Annotated in this window: 14 protein-coding genes; 5 read left to right on the top strand and 9 right to left on the bottom strand. The window is 45.1% G+C overall.

Going from position 1 to position 18,950, the window contains the following annotated elements:
* Window positions 1-24: 24 nt before the first annotated feature.
* The 7 genes from ACLVWP_RS10280 to ACLVWP_RS10250 form a co-directional block, all read right to left on the bottom strand.
* Window positions 25-3,171, bottom strand: a complete 3,147-nt coding sequence (locus ACLVWP_RS10280; RefSeq protein WP_413557154.1) for a S8 family serine peptidase — start codon at window positions 3,169-3,171, stop codon at window positions 25-27.
* A 216-nt stretch (window positions 3,172-3,387) separates the two neighbouring features.
* On the bottom strand, window positions 3,388-3,864 hold the full coding sequence (locus ACLVWP_RS10275) for a hypothetical protein (protein ID WP_413557153.1): 477 nt from the start codon (window positions 3,862-3,864) through the stop codon (window positions 3,388-3,390).
* Between the two features lie 115 nt (window positions 3,865-3,979).
* Window positions 3,980-4,744, bottom strand: a complete 765-nt coding sequence (locus tag ACLVWP_RS10270) for a substrate-binding periplasmic protein (RefSeq protein WP_413557152.1) — start codon at window positions 4,742-4,744, stop codon at window positions 3,980-3,982.
* Window positions 4,745-4,774: 30 nt separating this feature from the next.
* The gene (pdeM, locus tag ACLVWP_RS10265; RefSeq protein ID WP_413557151.1) at window positions 4,775-5,431 is read right to left on the bottom strand and encodes a ligase-associated DNA damage response endonuclease PdeM; all 657 of its coding nucleotides are present in this window, start codon (window positions 5,429-5,431) and stop codon (window positions 4,775-4,777) included.
* Window positions 5,400-7,844: a ligase-associated DNA damage response DEXH box helicase gene (locus ACLVWP_RS10260; protein ID WP_413557150.1), complete on the bottom strand. Its 2,445-nt coding sequence runs from the start codon at window positions 7,842-7,844 to the stop codon at window positions 5,400-5,402. Before ACLVWP_RS10260 ends, pdeM begins: the two co-directional genes overlap by 32 nt.
* Window positions 7,841-9,460, bottom strand: a complete 1,620-nt coding sequence (locus tag ACLVWP_RS10255; RefSeq protein WP_413557149.1) for an ATP-dependent DNA ligase — start codon at window positions 9,458-9,460, stop codon at window positions 7,841-7,843. Before ACLVWP_RS10255 ends, ACLVWP_RS10260 begins: the two co-directional genes overlap by 4 nt.
* Entirely contained in the window at window positions 9,457-10,449 is a 993-nt protein-coding gene (locus tag ACLVWP_RS10250) for a ligase-associated DNA damage response exonuclease (protein WP_413557148.1), read from the bottom strand. The genes ACLVWP_RS10255 and ACLVWP_RS10250 overlap by 4 nt, the downstream gene beginning before the upstream one ends.
* 214 nt (window positions 10,450-10,663) lie before the next feature.
* Here ACLVWP_RS10250 and ACLVWP_RS10245 point away from each other — a divergent pair, with 214 nt between their 5' ends.
* The 3 genes from ACLVWP_RS10245 to ACLVWP_RS10235 are packed head-to-tail and all read left to right on the top strand — an operon-like array spanning window position 10,664 to window position 14,497.
* Window positions 10,664-12,745, top strand: a complete 2,082-nt coding sequence (locus ACLVWP_RS10245; protein ID WP_413557147.1) for a methyl-accepting chemotaxis protein — start codon at window positions 10,664-10,666, stop codon at window positions 12,743-12,745.
* 16 nt (window positions 12,746-12,761) lie between these two features.
* Window positions 12,762-14,036, top strand: coding sequence for a chemotaxis protein CheW (locus ACLVWP_RS10240; protein WP_413557146.1), 1,275 nt, complete (start codon window positions 12,762-12,764; stop codon window positions 14,034-14,036).
* Between the two features lie 23 nt (window positions 14,037-14,059).
* Entirely contained in the window at window positions 14,060-14,497 is a 438-nt protein-coding gene (locus tag ACLVWP_RS10235) for a hypothetical protein (protein ID WP_413557145.1), read from the top strand.
* Between the two features lies 1 nt (window position 14,498).
* On the opposite strand, the gene ACLVWP_RS10230 is transcribed toward ACLVWP_RS10235, so the two are convergent.
* Together ACLVWP_RS10230 and ACLVWP_RS10225 are read right to left on the bottom strand one after the other, a co-directional pair.
* Window positions 14,499-15,545: a DUF3626 domain-containing protein gene (locus ACLVWP_RS10230; protein ID WP_413557144.1), complete on the bottom strand. Its 1,047-nt coding sequence runs from the start codon at window positions 15,543-15,545 to the stop codon at window positions 14,499-14,501.
* Window positions 15,546-15,660: 115 nt separating this feature from the next.
* Entirely contained in the window at window positions 15,661-17,031 is a 1,371-nt protein-coding gene (locus ACLVWP_RS10225) for an SH3 domain-containing protein (protein ID WP_413557143.1), read from the bottom strand.
* Window positions 17,032-17,237: 206 nt separating this feature from the next.
* Between ACLVWP_RS10225 and ACLVWP_RS10220 the strand changes: the two genes are divergently transcribed.
* Together ACLVWP_RS10220 and ACLVWP_RS10215 are read left to right on the top strand one after the other, a co-directional pair.
* Entirely contained in the window at window positions 17,238-18,098 is an 861-nt protein-coding gene (locus ACLVWP_RS10220; protein ID WP_413557142.1) for a 3-hydroxybutyryl-CoA dehydrogenase, read from the top strand.
* A gap of 12 nt (window positions 18,099-18,110) precedes the next feature.
* The gene (locus ACLVWP_RS10215; protein WP_413557141.1) at window positions 18,111-18,911 is read left to right on the top strand and encodes an enoyl-CoA hydratase/isomerase family protein; all 801 of its coding nucleotides are present in this window, start codon (window positions 18,111-18,113) and stop codon (window positions 18,909-18,911) included.
* The last annotated feature ends 39 nt before the right edge of the window (window positions 18,912-18,950 follow it).

The following is an 18,950-nucleotide window of genomic DNA, read 5'->3' as shown; positions in this document are numbered from 1 at the left end:
TTTTTTATTTCTGTAGCTTGCTTCCTACTTTTTTATGAAAGCAGGTTTTACGATTTGTGACTGAGTATCTTCAGCCACCACGTCTCTAACAGACATATTTTGTGGCGAGTAAAGGATCAGGTCTGCGTTGCTATAACCCTTCGTCAAACGAACCGCGGATTCACCATGACCAGGCAGTGTGATCGCATCTGGCATTCCAGTGTAAGCTTGTCCAAGCTCGCTTAAAGAAACTTTCTTCCAGCTGTTTGCGCTACCCAAATAGTCATCGTACTCAATCGCACCATAATCATTGTGCGTAGTTGATACTTTGATTTTTAGTTCGCCGGTGGAGGCAACAACCAAGTCGTTCACGTCAGCTGTGATAATCGCCAAAGTCGAATTATCAAACACAGTCATCGGCAGAACATTGATCACGGCGGCTCTGTAGTCTTCCACGACTTTTTTGCCACTCAAAGCATCCGTCTCGTATTGCTTACGGATAGCGCGAGCTTTGTTTCCGTCTAACAAAAGACTTACGAATTTCTCGACAGCCAAACCTGGAAGGTCTGTGCCTACAAGGCCTGCCAATTCTTGATCAGCAATACCATCGTCGTTCGAGTCGATTTGTACGTTCACTTCGCAGCGGTGCCATGTTGTAAGGCCTTCGTAAAGCTTCAAGGCTACTTGCATATAGCGTTTGCCATCTTCGCCAGTGATCACACGGTAACCAGAAGACTGCAGGTCGCAGTTACGGCTGTGAGCCATGTCTGGTTTTGGATCTTTTTTACGATCATCTTTACCAAGGGAGTTAAAGATATATGCTTTACCTTCATTGATGCCCTTGTTGGCGATTTTAAGAACGGCTAGGCTACCCGGAGCATCTGCTTTAGAGCTTGAAGCCACGGCCAAAGAAGTCGCCTCAATTCTTGAAATCTTACGAGTTACTGCCAATGCTGGCATTTGCAACAAGATTTCTTCGCCTTGAGTGAACGACAAGAAACCATCCAACTCTTCGTTCGCAGATTTCATCAAACTGCTATCGACTTGAATACGTACGATCACTTTCTTAGACTCACCAGCAGGGATCGTCACTTCAGGAACGCGGAATTGCAGGGCTTTAGAGCCCGACCATTTCGCGCTCAAGCGGATCGCATCCTTAGAGATATTTTTGAAAGTCACATCCATAGTCATTAGTTTTTGGTTTTCGATATCAACCAAGCCCAAAGACAACGTCGAAGGTGAAGACACAACCTTTGCTTCAATGGATTTATCCACTTGAACACGGCCCGCACCCTGACGGCTTACAGAGTAGATGTTTTTCTTTTCGTCATTGATCACTTTACCGTGACCCAATAAAACGGATTTCAATTCAGGCACAGAAAGCTCTGGGAACTTTTGTTTCAAAAGACCCATAACGCCCGCAACGTGCGGACCAGACATAGATGTCCCAGACATCAAAACACCTTTATCACCAGCTCCACGAGCTGCTGAAATGATATTTGTTCCTGGGCCTGAGATCTCAGGCTTGATCAAACCGTCTTCAGAGCGTGGACCGCGAGAAGAGAACGGAGAGATCGTATCCGCTAACCAAGGTTTTTCAATTTTAGACTCGGATTTCAAATTCACAGTTACTGATTGACCACCAGACAACACAGCTTTGATCTTGTTGCCAGCTTCTTGGTCGATCATAACAGCTGGGATTTGAGCCGCTGTTTCGTTGGCCATCGTGATAGCATCACCTGGAGCATTGTTGGCAACGATCACACCGATCGCACCAGCCGCTTGGGCGCGTTTGATTTTATCACCGAAAGAAACAACACCACGGTCGATCAAAGCCATTTTGCCTTTGATCTTTTCAGCTTCCTCAGCAGAGTAGTCCTTGTCAGCAACGCCAGCAAAGATCAACTCACCCTTACCATTTTCAAGAGTAGGAGATGGTGTGTTTTGCGCTTCCTTGATTTCAGCCAAAAGCTTCGTACCATTCGCTTCAAACTCAGCGCCTGGGAAGCTTACGTTTTGCGACATATCATCAATGCTAGACGCAACAGAGATCGCATCATCAGAAACTGACGGTGCACCCACGATATAAGCTTGGTCTCCTGAGTTACCCGCAGATGCTACTACAACTGTACCACCACGAACCAAGTTTTTGATTGCAGCATTGTACATGATGTGCGGAGTCCCGTAGCTAGAACCCAAAGACAAGTTCACCACGTCAAGTTGTTGCGAGAAACTCAAATCACCAGTTGGGTCCGCCGCATACTCAAGAGCTGCGATCACAACCTCATCACTCGTGCCACCTTTACCGAAAACTTTGATCGCGTAAAGCAATGCATCTGGTGCAACACCGTCGTAAGTGTTCACTCCATCACCGATACCCGCAACAGAACCCGCTACGTGAGTGCCATGAGTGGCCTCATCCATGGGATTTTCATCAGGAAGTGGAATGCGGATTTTAGGATTTGAAGAGCTTGGTGACCAGTTGCTACCAACTAGGTCGATACCACCCACAACTTTTTTATTTGGGAAAGCGGGCGTCGGAGCTGAAGGATTCACAGCCTTATAAGCGTCCACAGTGCCTTCGCCGCCGAACATTTTATGAGTGTAGTCGATACCTGTATCGATCACACCAATACGCATGCCTTGGCCGCGGATGTTTTGCGCGTAAGCCGCCTCACTTCCGATGAATTTCACCGAAGTCTTAGGTCCCACCATACCAGTTGGGCTTGCTTCAACGTCGTCGTCTTGAAGGCGAGCAAATTGACCCGCTTTTTCAGACATAACAACGTTAGGGATCTTTTTAATAGCCTCTAATGTATCTGCTGGGGCGTAAACCACCAGGCCGTTCAAAACCAGACGGTAGCGAATAAGGATGCGAATATCCTTAGAGATCTTTTGCAGTTCAGCGATAGTCGCTTCTTGCTCCGCTTTAATAGCGGCAGCCTGCTTTTCATCGATAATAGTTTTACCGTTTTGGCGGTTTGCTGTTTCTAATAGAGCAGGAGTTGAGAGCTTAGCGATAAAGATCTCAGGAGACTTAATATTAGAACGGGTGCTGTAAAGGCCATCCAATAGGTCCGATTTAAAGATCGGAGAATTGGGTTGGGAAGGGCTGCAAGCCCCTATAAATAGAACTGAAAACAGAAGAGTTGAAAAATATTTCTGCTGTGTATTCAATTTAAACATCTTCATCGCGGCCCCTAACGTTCCAGGTGCCATATAGGCACCATTATCCAAAGAACTAGTATTTCCGTTCTGGGTTATTCCAAGAAGCGTGCCGGATAAAATGCCACCATTTTGGGCTGTTTCTGGTTGCTAAGGACGCGAAAGGATAAAGAAAAAGCGCAGTTCCTGACGTCGAGATCGGAAGGCTGCGCTTTTTAAGGGACTATTTAATTAGGGATCGTCTTACTGCCAAGGGCACTCAAGCTTTTCGGAACCTTGAACCAATGTGATGTTGTCATCTTGGTTGTAGGCAGCAAGCTTGTGGTCCGCAGTGAATACCAACCCATATGGATTGTCGCCTGGGTAGGATTTCGCCTCGTAATACACGGCTCCTGAAGTTTTAGAAGTCATCGTAACAAGGTAAAGGTCGTTGTACTGTTGTTCACCCTTTGTAAAAAGCGCTTTGATCTCAGATAATGTCAAAGGAGCTTCTACATACTCTTGTTGAATCAAGTGTTGGTTGATCATGTCAAGTTGTGCGGGAGTCAGGCTATTTGCCTTATTCACGTAGATGAATGTTTCAGAGAAAGCCTTTTCGTAAGCTTCTGGATCGTCAGAAGTTTGCAGAGCGCAAAGCTCCATCATTTTGGAAAAGTCAGCCGCCGCAAATGCACCGGTAGATACGAACAGAAGAGTTAGAGCAAGAACGAAGTGTTTCATCGAGTTATCCTTTAATGTGATGCCAAGGATTTAGCCCGCCGGTGGATAATTCGTAAAGTACATTTAAAGTAATATATAATGCGCAAAACGTATATCTGACTTCGGACGGCGAGAGTTATTTGGAGTCACCAGCCGTGTAGTAGTACGAGCGCAGAATTTTGTCCAGAGTTCCGCTGCGAGTGATTGCCGCGATGGCTTTATTTACATCTTCGATTTTGAGTGACGATTTTTTAGAGACAGCACACTTCGTCAGCACTGAATCCATCCCCAGGTCGGCGGATTGCAGAGGGGGATAGAGGCTGTTGTAGTACGCAAACTCAAGGTTCGACATCACGATATAGTGAATGCGCCCTTTAAGTAGCTTTTTGATGTTGGCGAGGTTGTTAGGCCCGTCTTCGCGTTTGATGGTTCCGGATTGGAAATGGGGATCTAGGCTGGTGTAAATAAAGTTTAAAACCACTCCCACGTCCTCGCCTTCGATGTCTTTAACGGAGGTGATGCGCTTGTTGTCTTTCAGAAAGACCAAAACATTGGAGCTTGCATAGAGTTTATTGGTCCACCAGACGTCGTTTTTAATGGCTGGTTGCCAGACTTCATTCAAGTGGCAAAGGATATCGATTTTACCAGTAGACAGATTCGGGCCGACACGGCGCTTGGGAACCAAAAACCATTTAGGGGTAACTTTAAGTTCCTTAGCGATAGCGGTGCCGAGGTCTTTTAAGATGCCGCCTTCAAGAGTTGTTGAATTGTTTTCGGTCTGCAATTGCACCAGCGGCATCGCATAGTCCATGTTCACGCCAAAGACGATCTCTGTCTTTTCTGCTGCGAAAGACGCAAAAGCGAACATAGTGATGAAAGTCGCGGTGAAACAGTGTTTCATAGTTTAAGCATAACCAACGTTTGTTATAAGTCAAATTTGAGGTCGTTCCACTTCAAAGATTTCTCCGTGCCCTATCGCGAGTATTCTCCTATTCAGTTGAGGTTTAATAGTAAATCCCCCCGTCATGCTGCCAAATGCGGGGATAGTCAGGGAATTGCTATCCAGAACAAAGCAGGGAAGCTTCAGGCGCAATGCTCCTTGGTGGATGTTCACGATCGGATGAATGTGTCCCTGAATCTGGAATAAGGGGGAGTGTGGGTTTTTATGGCCATGAGTCATAAGAAAGGGGCCAATGGTCAGTTCTTCTTCGACAAAATGAAAAGGCATATTTCTTAGAATTTCGTCAGAACCTTTTTCGTGATTTCCCAAAAGCAGAGTCCACTCAACATTTTCGTGAGCTGCAAAAAAACTCAGAAAATCACGCACCACAAACTCACTTAATGAAAAGCGATTGTGAATCCAGTCACCCAAGATCACGGCCTTTTTGATATGATGATGATGAATCAAATCACTGAGTCGATCTAAATCCTCTCGATGTCCTCCGGAGGGCAATGGAACACCTGCCGCCTGATAACTTTCAGCTTTGCCCAAATGAAGATCCGAGAGACCTAGTAGCTTCTCTGATTTCCAGACAAAGGCTTTTTCTGGCAAAAGTTCAATGCTTTGTTGGGCTGCTTGAATGATCATTTTTCTTTTCCCAACTTTTTTTAAGTCGTGCGATTTTGCTTTCTAAACTTTCATTGGAAAGATTTCCGGTAGCGATGGTTTCCACGACTAACGGAAATGACAAAGGCGATGGAGACGGCAAATTGATCCAAGCGGTTTTCATTTTGCTCATACGTTGTAGTGTGCGGCGAATCCGGCCGCTTTCTAGTGAGTTCGCTAAGACCTCATCAAAGCTTTGGCGGATCAGTAAATTGTTGGGCTCGTGTTTTTTAAAGACATCGTAAAGCAGGGATGCGCTGATTTGCATCTGTCTTCCGGTTTTAGGGGAGCCCGGATAACCAACAAAGACTAACCCCGCGATTTGCGCAATTTCTTTAAATTGTCGTTGGCTCAGTTGCCCAATCTGCAAGGACTGCCCAATTTCGTCGACCAAATTGTGATCAGAAAAAAAGTCGTCGTCAAATAGACCTTCGAAGTCATAGTCATGAGGGCCCATGATTTCAAAACCATAATCGTTTAAAGAAAACGAAAAGGTTGTCGGGGCTCGTTGAGCAAAGCGATAGCCCCATAGCTGAGCTAAACCTTCATGCACCGAGCGTCCTTCAAAAGGATACACAAATATATGGGTTCCTTGTTTGGAGGTCCATTTTTCTATCAGTAAAGTGTTGGGATCGGGCAGGATCGACATTTCGCTTTGCGTACCAAGCAGTGGTTTTAAAAAACGATCTAGGCCGGGATGTTTTTCAGTTAAGACCTCGCGAAACGCATTCCCAAGGGTTTCAGAAATAGGAAAACGTCCCCCGTCCCAAGAAGGAATGGTATTGGTCGGAGCTTTACTGGATTTCACATAAGCGGTCATATCTTTCAGCAGCACAAATTCTAATTTTTTTCCTGCGAATTGAAAGACGTCGCCTTTTTTTAATTTCGAAATGAAATTTTCTTCAACGGAGCCTATGCGCGTTCGATTGGTGTAGGAAACTTGCACTGATTGGCGGGAAACAATTGTCCCGATACTCATACGATGCAGTTTTTCGGTGCGTGGATCTGCGGGACGATATTTCCCTGATTCCTCATCCATCACGAGTTTATGAAACTGCGGATAGGACTGCAATGTTTCACCACCTTGAGTTAAAAACCGACGACACCAATTCATTTCGTCTTGAGTGATTTCTGAGAACGAAAAGGTTTCTTTGAGCGAGAGCCATAATTCATCCATTCGCAGGCCCGGGCCGCAGGCAAGGGTCATCATATGTTGAAGTAATACGTCCAAAGGTTTTTTGATGGGGCGGCGAGACTCGATATGTTTATCGGATAAGGCCTTTTTAACGGCTTCAAGTTCAAGGATTTCCCAAGAGTTCGTCGGTACGAACAGTAAACGGCTTTTTCCGCCAGGGCGATGAGCCGAACGTCCCGCTCTTTGAATCATCCTCGCAACCATTTTGGGCGAGCCAATTTGTACGACTCTTTCAACGGGTTGAAAGTCGACACCTAAATCTAAAGACGATGTGCAGACAACCCATTTCAGATCGCCGTTTTTTACGCCCTCTTCCACGGCTTCCCGTTCCTCTCTTTCAAGAGAGCTGTGGTGCAGGGCCATGAAAGGTTCCATGTCAGGACGTGCGGCAAGCAGAGCTTCAAACCACCGTTCCGCTTGGGAGCGGGTGTTGGTAAAGATCAATGTTGAAACTTCGGGATCAAGTGTCTCCATTAAGGAATCTTTTAGCGCAAATCCCAAATGACCCGCCCAAGGAAAACGATCGATTTTTTCTGGTAGCAGGCAGTCGAGTTCCAGTTTGCGATCAGAACCTCCCGAGATAACGACAGGCTCTTGCCCACGACCCACGGCAACTTTAGCAGCCTCGTCTAAATTCCCGATGGAGGCTGACATGGCCCAGGTTTGCAGTTCTGGATTGATGGATCTAAGGTATGAAAGAGATAACTCGCAAAGGCTTCCACGCTTACTCGCCATCAGTTCGTGCCACTCATCTAAAATAACGACCTGCAGACTTTTAAAGAAATCTTCAGCATCCGGCTGTGAGATCATAACAGCCAGCGATTCCGGAGTGGTCAACATCAGGTCTGGCGGGTTTGTCAGTTGTTTTTTCTTTTTCGCAAAAGTAGTGTCGCCTGTACGGGACATTACTTTGATGGGCCACTTCATTGTTTCAATAGGTTCTTGGATTGCGGCTTCGATATCTCGGGTGAGTGCGCGCAAGGGAGTTAGATACAGCGCTTTTAATCCAGGACGAGGATTATGGATGAATTTTGCTAAGGGTCCCATGATGGCTGCATAAGTTTTTCCTGAGCCGGTAGGGATGTGTAAAAGACCGGAATCGCCTTTTAAGTAAGCCTTCCAAGCTTGTTCTTGAAATGGAAAGGGCTTCCATTTTTTAGTCGCAAAGAAATCATAGATGGGTTTTAATTCGCGACTCATTGGCTTACCGCCTTTAAAAGTTCTTGGGCAGAGGTCAGAGTGTCAGCATCTTCAACTTTCTTATCTTTTCTCCAGCGCAGGATTCGCGGGAAGCGCACTGCAATTCCGGATTTATGGCGAGAGGATGCTCCGATGCCTTCAAACCCAATTTCAAATACGTGTTCTGCTTCAACGGAACGTACCGGTCCAAACTTTTCTTTGGTGTGTCTGCGAATCCAGGCATCAAGTTCGTCGATTTCTTTTTGATCTAGGCCCGAGTATGCTTTGGCAAATGGAATCAGTTCGTGATTCTCATTCCAAAGAGCGAAGGTGTAGTCGGTATAGAGATTGGATCTACGACCCGTGCCTGATTGCGCATATAGCAAGACGGCATCCAGTGTCAGGGGATCGACTTTATACTTCCACCAATTGCCGGTTTTTCTTCCGACGGAGTAAACTCCCGCCCACCATTTTATCATGAGACCTTCGGAATCTTTGTCCCGGGATTGCTGGCGCAGGTCATTGAGTTCTTCTAAAGACTGAACCTCAACAACCGGGGATATTCTAATTTGGGGATTTTTGAATTTGCTTAAAACCTTGTGGAGATGTTTTTTGCGGTTCTTTAAGGTTTCCTGGCGAATGTCTTGGCCGTTAATTTCTAAACAGTCATATCCCATAAAGCCAGCCGGAAATTCCTTCAGCATTTGCGCTGAAACCTTTTTTCGCCCCAGGCGGCGCTGCAAAGATTGAAATGAAGAAATGCGATCATCTTTAAATACCAAGATTTCGCCATCTAGAGCCGTACCTTCGGGAAGTGCATCGAATATTTCTGCTAGCTCGGGGAAGGTGGCGGTGATGTCTTCTTCGCCACGGGACCAGATCCATGTTTGGCTTTCACGGCGAATGACTTGGGCACGAATACCGTCGTATTTCCATTCGATACACCATTCACTGGGATCAAATTGTTTTTCACTGCGCTCATTCCAAGGGTGAGCCAGGCAGAATGGATAGGGCTGACTAAAAGTGACTGCTACAGCATCTCGAGACACGACTTTTTCAAAGGCCTCGGCACCTGTTTCAAGACTGCCGCTAAGGCGATGTGCGATCTGGTCGGTGGCGACATCATAGACCTCAGACAGCGCACGAATAACTAACTTGTCACTGACTCCCACTCGGAAGGCGCCAGTGATTAATTTATTTAAAATGTAAACTTCTTGCTGGGTTAACTTTTTCCAGAGTTTTAATAAATGATCCGCTTGTTTCTGTTCATCTTTAATTTTCCCAAGCGATGGAATTTCCTCTTCCATCCATTCGGTTAGACTTTTATGTGTCGAGCTGGACGTGGTTCTGCATAAATTCAACGAATGAGCAAGCAGGCTTAATGTTTCAGCGGTGTCACCCACGTGATCTCGGCTTTCTTGCCAAAGCCATTCAGGATAATGAGTGCTCGCTAAAAACAGACTACTGAGGGTTCTAGATGTGATCGCACGCTTAGAGATTTTTCCGGTTAACAGCATCAATGTCCACATGGAATCTTCTGGCGTGGCATTGGTGAAATACTTTTTAAGTGCAGCCACTTTTTCGTTGGTAGAAGTGGTGGAGTCGAGTTCTTCGTAAAGGGCTGCGAACTCCTTCATGAAGCCTCCTCTTCGGCTTCATATTGTGTGACGAATAGTTTTACCTCTTTACCTTGCTCGTTTAAATAGCGTTGTAAGACGTCGGTTCGTCCATGAGTCAGATATATTGTTGAAGCTTTTGTTTCCGTGATGGTTTGATTGAGTTCATTCCAGTCAGCGTGATCTGAAAGCGCAAAACCCTTTTCATAGCCTTTGCGTCTTCGTGTTCCGCGCACTTGCATCCAGCCCGAAGCAAATGCGGTTTGTGGTTCTTTGAATCTTTTCATCCAAGGCGAGCGATGCGCTGATGGTGGGGCCAGGATCAGGTCGCCTTTAAAATTATAACCCTTATCATGCTCTTGTACGGAAGCGGTGGGCAGCATCTGAATGCCGGCGTCTCGGTAAATTTGTGTGATCGATTCCATCGCTCCATGCAAATAGACTTTGCGGTCCGTTATTTGACTCAGTTCCGCTAAGACTCTCTGGGCTTTTCCTAAAGCATAACAAAATAACATGCTGGGACGATCTTGATCGGATTGCCACCACTCGTAAATCTTGGCTGCTGTGACATGCCCTGGATCCCATTTGTAAACAGGCAAAGCAAAAGTCGCTTCCGAGATAAAAGTCTCACAAGGAACCACTTCAAAAGGATCACAGGATGGATCGGGGGTGCGTTTGTAATCTCCCGAAGCAACCCACACTTGATTCTTGTACTCGATGCGCACTTGGCAAGAACCCAAGATGTGACCTGCGGGATGAAAACTCACCCAGGCGTTGCCGAGTTTGAATTTCTCTCCGGCTTTATAGGCATTCACTGCGATGTCTTGGCCTAGGCGTAAATTCAAAATCGGAATGCATTTTTCATTGGCGTGATATTCTTTAGAGCCCCAGCGAGCGTGATCAGAGTGACCGTGCGTGATAATGGCTTTCTCCACGGGGCGCCAAGGGTCGATATAGAAATCACCCTGTGGACAATATAAACCTTCGGAAGTCGCACGTACCAATTCCATATCCGAATTTTATCAAGATCTCTTGAAGGGAACAAATTGCGAGGGAGTGTGTTTCGGCACGAGAAACTGAGAATCCTCAATAATTGAGGAAGGCTACAAAACAAATTTCTCTTTTGTAACCCTAGTACATAGGTTGTATCCAAAAATTAATGAAGATTACTAATGATGTCGCCGAAACATAAGGAGGACACCGAAATGGGGAGAATCTTGATCAATGGATAAAAAAATAGCTCTTCAAGCGCAAGCCATCATGAGCGCCATCTTCAACTCCCAAGCGATGATTGAATTCCAGCTAGATGGAACCATTATCAATGCCAACGAAAACTTCCTTTTCGCACTCGGTTATCAACGCGATGAAATCGTCGGTCGTCATCACAGAATTTTTTGTGATCAAGAGTATGTTTTAACCGAAGATTATCGAAAATTTTGGAAAGACCTCGGCGAAGGGCAAAGTAAAAGCGGTGAATACTGCCGTTATTCTAAGTCAGGCCATATCGTTTGGATTCAAGCAAGCTACAATCCGATTCGCGATGAACAAGGTGTCGTGCAAAGTGTAGTCAAAGTAGCCAGCGTTATTACCAAACAAAAAAATCTAAGTCTCGAGCAATCCAGTATCGTTTCGGCCTTGGGTAAATCTCAAGCTACCATTGAATTTGATATTAACGGTCATATCTTAACTGCCAACGATAATTTCCTGAATGCCATGGGATATCCCATGAGTGAAATCGTAGGCAAGCATCACAGTATATTCTGTGACGAAACCTATGCTGCTAGCAGCGAATATGCAGACTTCTGGAGCCGCCTTAGAAGCGGAGAGTTTCAATCTGGGGAGTACCGACGTTTTGGTAAGGGACACAGGGAAGTCTGGATTCAGGCATCTTACAATCCTGTGGTCGACACTTTCGGTAAGGTCACAAAGGTCATCAAGTTCGCGAGTGATGTGACGGCCAGAAAAATACAGGAATTGAATTTTGAGGGAATGGTTAAAGCCATCTCTAATAGCCAAGCATCCATTGAGTTTGATCTCGAGGGAAATATCCTTTCGGCGAATAAAAACTTCCTAGTTGCCATGGGATATAGCGAAGACGAAATCGTCGGCAAGCATCACCGTATGTTCTGTGATCATGCCTACGCGTCTTCAAATGAATACCAAGAATTTTGGAATTCATTTAAAAAAGGAACATTTCATCAGGGCACATTCTGCCGTTATACGAAATCCGGTGCTGCCATCTGGTTGAAGGCGACCTACAGTGCTATTTATGACTTCAATGGAAAGCCATTTAAAATCGTTAAATACGCGACGAACTTCACCGAAGAAAAAAATCTCTTTGCTGAAATGGACGGTAAGCTTCAGGCGATCAAACGCTCTCAAGCCGTTATTGAATTTGACCTAGACGGCAATGTCTTGGATGCCAACGACGCCTTTTTGCATTTGATGAAGTACGATAAAGAACAGGTTGTGGGTAAGCACCATCGCATTTTCTGTAAACGTGAATACACAGAAACAGCAGAATACATTTTGTTCTGGGAACGACTGAAAAAAGGCGAATTCATTCGCAATAGCTTTGAACGAGTGGCTTCAGATGGTGGCCAGGTCTGGATTCAAGCGACGTACAATCCTATTATCGATGCTTCAGGCAAAACCTATAAAATTATGAAGCTCGCGACAGACATCACGCTCGAGAAAAAGACCGCTACGATCATCCAAGCGGCTGGGATCAATATTACTGATCACGTTAATGAGTTAAGTCGCGCGGCCAATCAGATTGCGTCAGCTTCCTTTGAAGCAGAAATCATCGTCAATCAAAGTCGTGACAATGCTGAAGTTGGTAAAGAAAAAGTCCAACAGGTTATTAAGTCTGCTGAAGAGTTTGAACTTAAAGCGAACACGATTTCTGGGATCGTCAGTAAAATTCAAGACCTTTCGGATAGAACTAATTTATTAGCGTTCAATGCGACGATCGAGGCTGTACGTGCCGGCGAATTGGGTCGTGGATTCTCTGTTGTCGCTGACGAGGTTCGCAAACTTGCCGATCAGTCTGCGGAGGCAGCTCTTAAGATCGAATCTTTGGTGTCTGAGGCGCTTCAGTTAGCAAAAAACAACCAGTCTTATTCCAAAGAAGTGGTCGAGGCATTTTTCGAGTTAAGTCAGGGAATTTCAAAAACAGCGAATGGTGTAGCCACAATTGGTGATTCGACAAAACAACAAAATAATCTAGCAACTGCCATCAAGTCTGAGATCGAAAAAATCGCTGAGGTCGAAGAGGAGTCTTCGACCATAGTAAAAGCAGCTTAACGGTAACGGTGAAGTTGTGTCTAAAGAAGAAGTCTTCTGCATTTGGATCATGGGCGAGGAGTATTTCGGGATTCCGATCTCGAAAGTCGCTTCGTTGCACCGTGCTCACATTAAAATGGAGGACTTAGGCAGATCCATCAGTGGTGAGTTCTTAGGCGAGGCTCTTCCTGGGGGAGTATTGGTTCATGCACCCATTTATTTTTCTGAAGACACTTACCAAAAAATGCATCAAGGCAGCCACGCGGGGCGACAGGTTGTTTTATTAAGCAATCGATCCGAACACGTTGCCCTTATCGCGGAACGTGTATTGTTCGTAGGCCTAGTGTCTGATTTTAAGGAATCAACAGCGCCCATCAACTTTATTTCTCCCGAAGATTATTTCGTTAATAAGGGCGATGTTGTCGAAGAACAAAACCATGTCGCTCAGGAGTCTCTGGAGTCTGCAGAGAAGCTATTAGACCTTTTAAAATTTAAGATCAATAACGAAACCTATGAAATGTCTGTCGATGATGTGGTTAAGGTGTACTCACCTAAAGATCTTATTCGCTATCATCTACTTTGTGATGAAGCAGAAGGCTATGTTTTCGGAGGGCATAACACTATTCCAGTTATTAATTTAGGGGCTGATCTCACACGTCATTCAAGCAGGGTCCTTGTTTTAAAGAGTGGTGGCGTCGAAGTGGGCGTGGCTGTGGATGATGTTTCTGAAGTCTCACGGTCTCAGCGAGGTGTTCCTCATAAATTAGATCTTGAAGGGCGATTTGGGTCGCAGCTTTTAAGTGATTTATGTCATGCCTATACAAAAGTATTTCCGTCTCCAGCTAGGACTCTGGCAGAATCACAGAAGAAAGCTTCTTTGATGTACCTCTTAAAAGTTGATATTGGAGAGGTTGTGTTTGTGCCAATAAGTTCGGTGGTTTCTATTCAGCCAGCTGCGGATACGGACATCAGTGCCTCCACATTTAATTATCAGGATGTGGAGATGCCATTGGTGTATTTGCCGACCTATTATGGCTTTCAAGAAAGCTCCGCAGAGCATCACCATCGCCGAGTTCTGATCGCGGAACAAGATGGAGTTCGATTAGCTTTGGTCGTTGATGCCGTTTTAGAGATACTTCAAGTGGATCGAGAGTCAGAAAATCAGGTCCTGAAATGGTGTTTGAACAATTATTCGGAAAAATTCCAGGCTGATGCTCGAGGAATTATTAACGTTGCTGATTACCGTAAGAATACTTTTTTAAATTTGATCTATTTAAGCTTTACTAGTTTGCTCGGGAATAAAGCTGCTTAGTTGCTGAAAACAAGGAAACTACCATGGCAAGAATACTGATTGCTCATATCCCTAAAAAACTAAATTCCTATTGGGATGACGAGTTGAATTGCGTCGTCGATTGTTGGATGGATGTTCATGACGTAACTCCCGCAGATATTGAGCGAGTTATTATAAAACAGGTGGTTCCCTTCGTGCTTCGCAAGGGGTGCCGCATTCATATTATGGATAACTCCATGGCTCAGGGGGCTTTTTCAACCGAAAGCGTGACCTTCCTTAAAAAAGAAATCGGTACAAGAATGGCGACATCGAAGGTGAAGTACCTGATTTCAATTTCGTCGCAATACAGCCCGCTGTCGAATATGTCGGCGAAAAGACTTGAAGCAAAAAGTGAATACAGCTCCGGCGTTTACTGGATCGAAGCTCGTAACCTCGACGACGCCCTCGCAAAAATCAGAAAGATCGAAGAAGACGCCGCCTAAATCATTCAGACCATTCTCTGGCTGGTTGCGAACGACCATCAAGAATTGTGATATTTCTCTTTTTCAGCTCCACAAGGAATTGTCCTGATGGCGGAGTTTTTGCGAACATAAAAGAAGAGACTGTATCCAAATCAATTTTACCAAAGATCTGAGCTTCTATATACGCAGAGCCATTTTCTACTTTAGGTCCCTCTAAATTCATTTTGTAAGCGCTATTAAAACTTGTAGACATAAAAAGATTGCCGTGTTGAATCGCTCTCGCCAGAAATGGAGCAGCCAGGAGACGTTGATTCCATGGAATTGCGGCGTTATGCCACGTGCGCCCTTTTTGAACGGAGTCAAACCAGTCCTTCGTTGTTGCTGTAATTGGAATCATCGGCGTTACAGACGATGAGTCATCCATAGTAAAAGTGAGGCGTGAGGATATCTTTTCGGTTTTTAGTTGATAAGAGTCTGATCCGTAAGGTGCTAATCCCTCAGTGCGGGAGATGAGTCCGGATTCTTGTTTAGGTTGAAGAGATCCGTATTTTGGTTTAGCAGCGGCTGGAAGCTGGGCGTATTCTGATAAATTGAAACCGAAGACATGGGCTTCCACTTCATCCCTCCATTTGGTAGCGGGTCTTTCCTTTCCGGCATTGGTTCCTGTCTCAAAGGTGTTTTTAAATCCAGATGTGGCAATAGCTTCCCTGACTTCCTCTGGAGCGCGAATACTTACTTCAACCTGGTGTTTATCGAAGATTTCAATAGCTTTAATGATCTCTGGTTCCGTGCGCGAACGAATCATTTTTTCGTAGGCGGCATAATTGTCCATGCCACTGGTCTCATGAAACATGCGCGCGAAGTTCTTTTGATATTCGCGAGTTGTCGCCTCGCTTACGGATAGAATTAAATCTTCTTTAACGAAAACAGCAGCGCATGATGGCGCTTGAGCCCTAGCAAAAGCAGGCGTCACCGCTAGCAACAAATTCGCAAGTGCGAATATTGTCATGCGGTTGTTTAGTTTTTTGACGAGGTTAGTCTCTGCTATCGATTTAATTGAGTCGCTCATAGAGTCTCCGTTTATAAGGAATACTCTAGGCAACTATTGTGCCTGTTTCACAATGATATAGAGGCACAATTCTTCAGATTCTTTCGGGTTTTCGTTACCTATATGAGAACGGCGACTATTTGCGAACGACAGCCCAGTTCGTAGAGTCAGCAAGTGATCCTGCAAGTTTGATCTTAGAAGATCCCGTATCAACATTGATGATGATTTGGGAGTTAGACACGGCCTCAATCTGAGTCAAACGCATGAGCTTAGGATTTTTGTGTAAAGATGCTTGAATGGCATCAGCAACAACTTCCCAGCGGATGAAGGGTTCAAAGCTCTGTCCTTGGTTGGAGCTCTTGTAAGAGCCTACAAACCATTGACCTTTAGGGTGAATGAAGACCGGGTAGTTTTGTTTGCCAAAAAATGAAACCTGTTTCCAATTCAGACCATCTTCAGTTGTGTAGATGCCTTCCGCCGAAACAATTCCACGCACAGAAGTTTTACTTTCAAAAGCGATCGAGTAAATTTCACGCTTCATCAGTTCTTCAGTTGTTAGGGTCGCGACTTTGTCAGAAGAGGCATGGGATTCTGAAGAGCTTGAGTTTCGTTTCCACCAGACTTCGCCGTGGCCATCGACTTTACTTAAAGCCCAGATGTTAGCTTCTGGTTTCGTGATCTCAACACGAGATAAAAGCTGAGGGCCTCCAGGGACAGCACGAGTCACAACACCACGAGTGTTGCTAGTGACAAAACCCTGAACTCTTTGCAAAGGAATTTGTGCGCGTTGAGCTGTTACAACATATTCGCCATTGCGATGAGTGATCGGAATCCATTTGTTATCTACGAAAGCTAAATTTGAAAAATCAGCACGGGATGCAAAGTGATTGACGTCGACAAATCCTGTGTTGCCATTAAAGGCAATTTTCATAAAGCCTTTTTCAAAACCCAAGGGAGTGATACGGCTTAGGCGGGGAACTGTGGTGATGACTTTGGCAAGGCTTGAGGATTCTTTGCGCAAGTAAGTGTCCATGATGTTCACAAAAACACCGACGTCATCATGGCGATTTTTAAGCATCGATAGTGGCACCCATCCGATAACATTGTCGCGGTAAGTTTTAACTTTCGCCCAATAGTCATCAGTTTCTAAAATCTCAACCGTTGCATTAGGTCCCAATACTTTGATGGCACCCGAATCATTGCGATTTGCTGAAAGCAACTGGCAAGCAGAGTTGGTATCAACTAATTTTGCAACGTGGATGTCTTTCAGAAGCTGTCGGCCTTCAAGTTCATACTCTTTACGATCCCAACGAACGCGGAACGTGCTTTCGATCTGCGTCGAAACAAGTTTGTTTTCTAAAATAGAACGAGTGGTTTGGCCTGAGGGAAAGGAGCTCTCTTTATTGCGGTAAAATGAAATCGCAGAACTTGCATCGGTCGCTAAAGCTGCATACGCAGAAGGGGCTGCTAAAAGTAGAGGGAAAACGGCCGAAAGTATCGATTGCATTCACTTATTGTGCGGTCCCAAGGTGCAGAGCCTCAAGACCAGAACATCCGCTAACTAGCCTTAAGTGAAGTGCATTTTCAGCTTTCGACTCGTGTGGCCAAAGTGAATTACAGAAGCTTTGGCCTGCCGCTCTCAGAGTGACCGGGCTACTAAAGTAAAGTATCTATAACTACTTTTGTTAAAAGAAAAATAACACGGAGTGGTATATGGATATCAAATTGATCGGTATTGTGGGCGCAGGACAAATGGGGAACGGGATTGCTCAAGTGGCAGCAAACTTCGGTTTCAACGTCGTCATGATGGACGTTTCTGGCGCTTCTCTTGAAAAAGGTATGGCAACAATTTCTGGCAGCTGTGATCGCTTGATTAAAAAAGCGACGATGACTGAAGCGGATAAAGCGGCACTTCTTGGTCGCATCAAAACAACTCAAGAAACAGCAGGCCTAAAAGATTGCGACATCGTGATCGAAGCTGCGACTGAAAACATCGACCTTAAACTTAAAATCTTTAAAGACTTGGATGCAACAGTAAAGCAAGGTGCTTTGCTTGTTTCTAACACGTCTTCAATCTCTATCACTAAAATCGCTGCTGTGACAAAACGTCCAGACAAAGTGGCTGGTATGCATTTCATGAATCCAGTTCCTTTGATGAAACTTGTGGAAGGTATCCGTGGTTTGCAAACTTCGGATGAGACTTTCAAAGCTGTTCGCGCGTTGGCTGAAAAAATGGATAAAGTATTCGTTGAGTCTGTAAAAGACATGCCAGGCTTTATCGTAAACCGCATCTTGATGCCGATGATCAACGAAGCTGTTTACACTCTTCATGAAGGTATTGCTTCTGTAGAGTCTATCGACTCTGCGATGAAATTGGGAACAAACCAACCAATGGGTCCATTGACGTTGGCGGACTTTATCGGTTTGGATACATGCCTTGCGATCATGAACGTTCTTCATGACGGTCTTGGTGATTCTAAATACCGCCCATGCCCGCTTCTAGTGAAATACGTTGAAGCAGGTTGGATGGGTCGTAAATCAGGTCGTGGTTTCTACGACTACTCTCAAAAATAGGATTTAAAAACTATGGCAGGTTTTAATTATAAAACACTTCTACTTGAGCAAAAAGCAAACGGCGTTTGGGTTTTAACTATCAATCGTCCTGAAGCTTTGAATGCATTGAACTCTACAGTCCTTGAAGAAATGGGTGAGGCTCTTCGTCAAATCGGCGAAATGCCTTACGTGGATGCTCGTGCCTTGGTGATCACTGGTTCTGGCGAAAAAGCTTTCGTAGCTGGCGCTGATATCAAAGAGATCAATGCTTTGGATGAAGAAAAAGGCATGATCTTCGCACAACGTGGTCAATCTGTTTTCCACGAACTGACTCTTTTGAAAATCCCTGTGATCGCGGCCGTTAACGGTTTCGCTCTAGGCGGTGGTTGTGAGTTGGCGCTGGGTTGTGATTTCATTTACGCTTCTGAAAATGCAAAATTCGGTTTGCCTGAAGTGAGCCTTGGTCTGATCCCAGGTTTCGGCGGTACGGTTCGCATGACTCGTGCAATCGGTGCTCGTAAAGCCCGTGAATTGACTTACACAGGTAACATGATCACGGCTCCTGAAGCTTTGGCATACGGTCTGGTGAACAAAGTGGTTCCACAGTCTGAACTTATGGCAGCAGTTATGAAAACAGTTGATGCGATCGTTGCTAAAGCTCCAATCGCAGTTGGTATGGCGAAACGCTCTATCAACCAAGGTTGGGACATGGACGTTGAAGAAGCTCAGAAAAACGAAGCAAGAATCTTCGCTGAACTTTTCAACACAGAAGACGTTAAAGAAGGCACTGGTGCCTTCATCGAAAAACGTAAAGCGGCCTTCAAAGGTCAGTAGCTTTTCTCACTCCGGCGTTGCCGGAGTAGCTCTTAAATC

Origin of the sequence: Bdellovibrio sp. HCB209 (assembly GCF_047306065.1) — a bacterium.
In the GTDB taxonomy this organism is placed as follows: domain Bacteria; phylum Bdellovibrionota; class Bdellovibrionia; order Bdellovibrionales; family Bdellovibrionaceae; genus Bdellovibrio.
Note: the sequence above shows the minus strand (reverse complement) of the source record. Positions and strands in the feature narration are given on the sequence as shown.

Excerpts from the sequence above, each read along its gene's own strand:
- ACLVWP_RS10280 (WP_413557154.1), bottom strand. The coding sequence starts at position 3,171 with ATGAAGATGTTTAAATTGAATACACAGCAGAAATATTTTTCAACTCTT.
- ACLVWP_RS10275 (WP_413557153.1), bottom strand. The coding sequence starts at position 3,864 with ATGAAACACTTCGTTCTTGCTCTAACTCTTCTGTTCGTATCTACCGGT.
- ACLVWP_RS10270 (WP_413557152.1), bottom strand. The coding sequence starts at position 4,744 with ATGAAACACTGTTTCACCGCGACTTTCATCACTATGTTCGCTTTTGCG.
- pdeM (WP_413557151.1), bottom strand. The coding sequence starts at position 5,431 with ATGATCATTCAAGCAGCCCAACAAAGCATTGAACTTTTGCCAGAAAAA.
- ACLVWP_RS10260 (WP_413557150.1), bottom strand. The coding sequence starts at position 7,844 with ATGAGTCGCGAATTAAAACCCATCTATGATTTCTTTGCGACTAAAAAA.
- ACLVWP_RS10255 (WP_413557149.1), bottom strand. The coding sequence starts at position 9,460 with ATGAAGGAGTTCGCAGCCCTTTACGAAGAACTCGACTCCACCACTTCT.
- ACLVWP_RS10250 (WP_413557148.1), bottom strand. The coding sequence starts at position 10,449 with ATGGAATTGGTACGTGCGACTTCCGAAGGTTTATATTGTCCACAGGGT.
- ACLVWP_RS10245 (WP_413557147.1), top strand. The coding sequence starts at position 10,664 with ATGGATAAAAAAATAGCTCTTCAAGCGCAAGCCATCATGAGCGCCATC.
- ACLVWP_RS10235 (WP_413557145.1), top strand. The coding sequence starts at position 14,060 with ATGGCAAGAATACTGATTGCTCATATCCCTAAAAAACTAAATTCCTAT.
- ACLVWP_RS10230 (WP_413557144.1), bottom strand. The coding sequence starts at position 15,545 with ATGAGCGACTCAATTAAATCGATAGCAGAGACTAACCTCGTCAAAAAA.
- ACLVWP_RS10225 (WP_413557143.1), bottom strand. The coding sequence starts at position 17,031 with ATGCAATCGATACTTTCGGCCGTTTTCCCTCTACTTTTAGCAGCCCCT.
- ACLVWP_RS10220 (WP_413557142.1), top strand. The coding sequence starts at position 17,238 with ATGGATATCAAATTGATCGGTATTGTGGGCGCAGGACAAATGGGGAAC.
- ACLVWP_RS10215 (WP_413557141.1), top strand. The coding sequence starts at position 18,111 with ATGGCAGGTTTTAATTATAAAACACTTCTACTTGAGCAAAAAGCAAAC.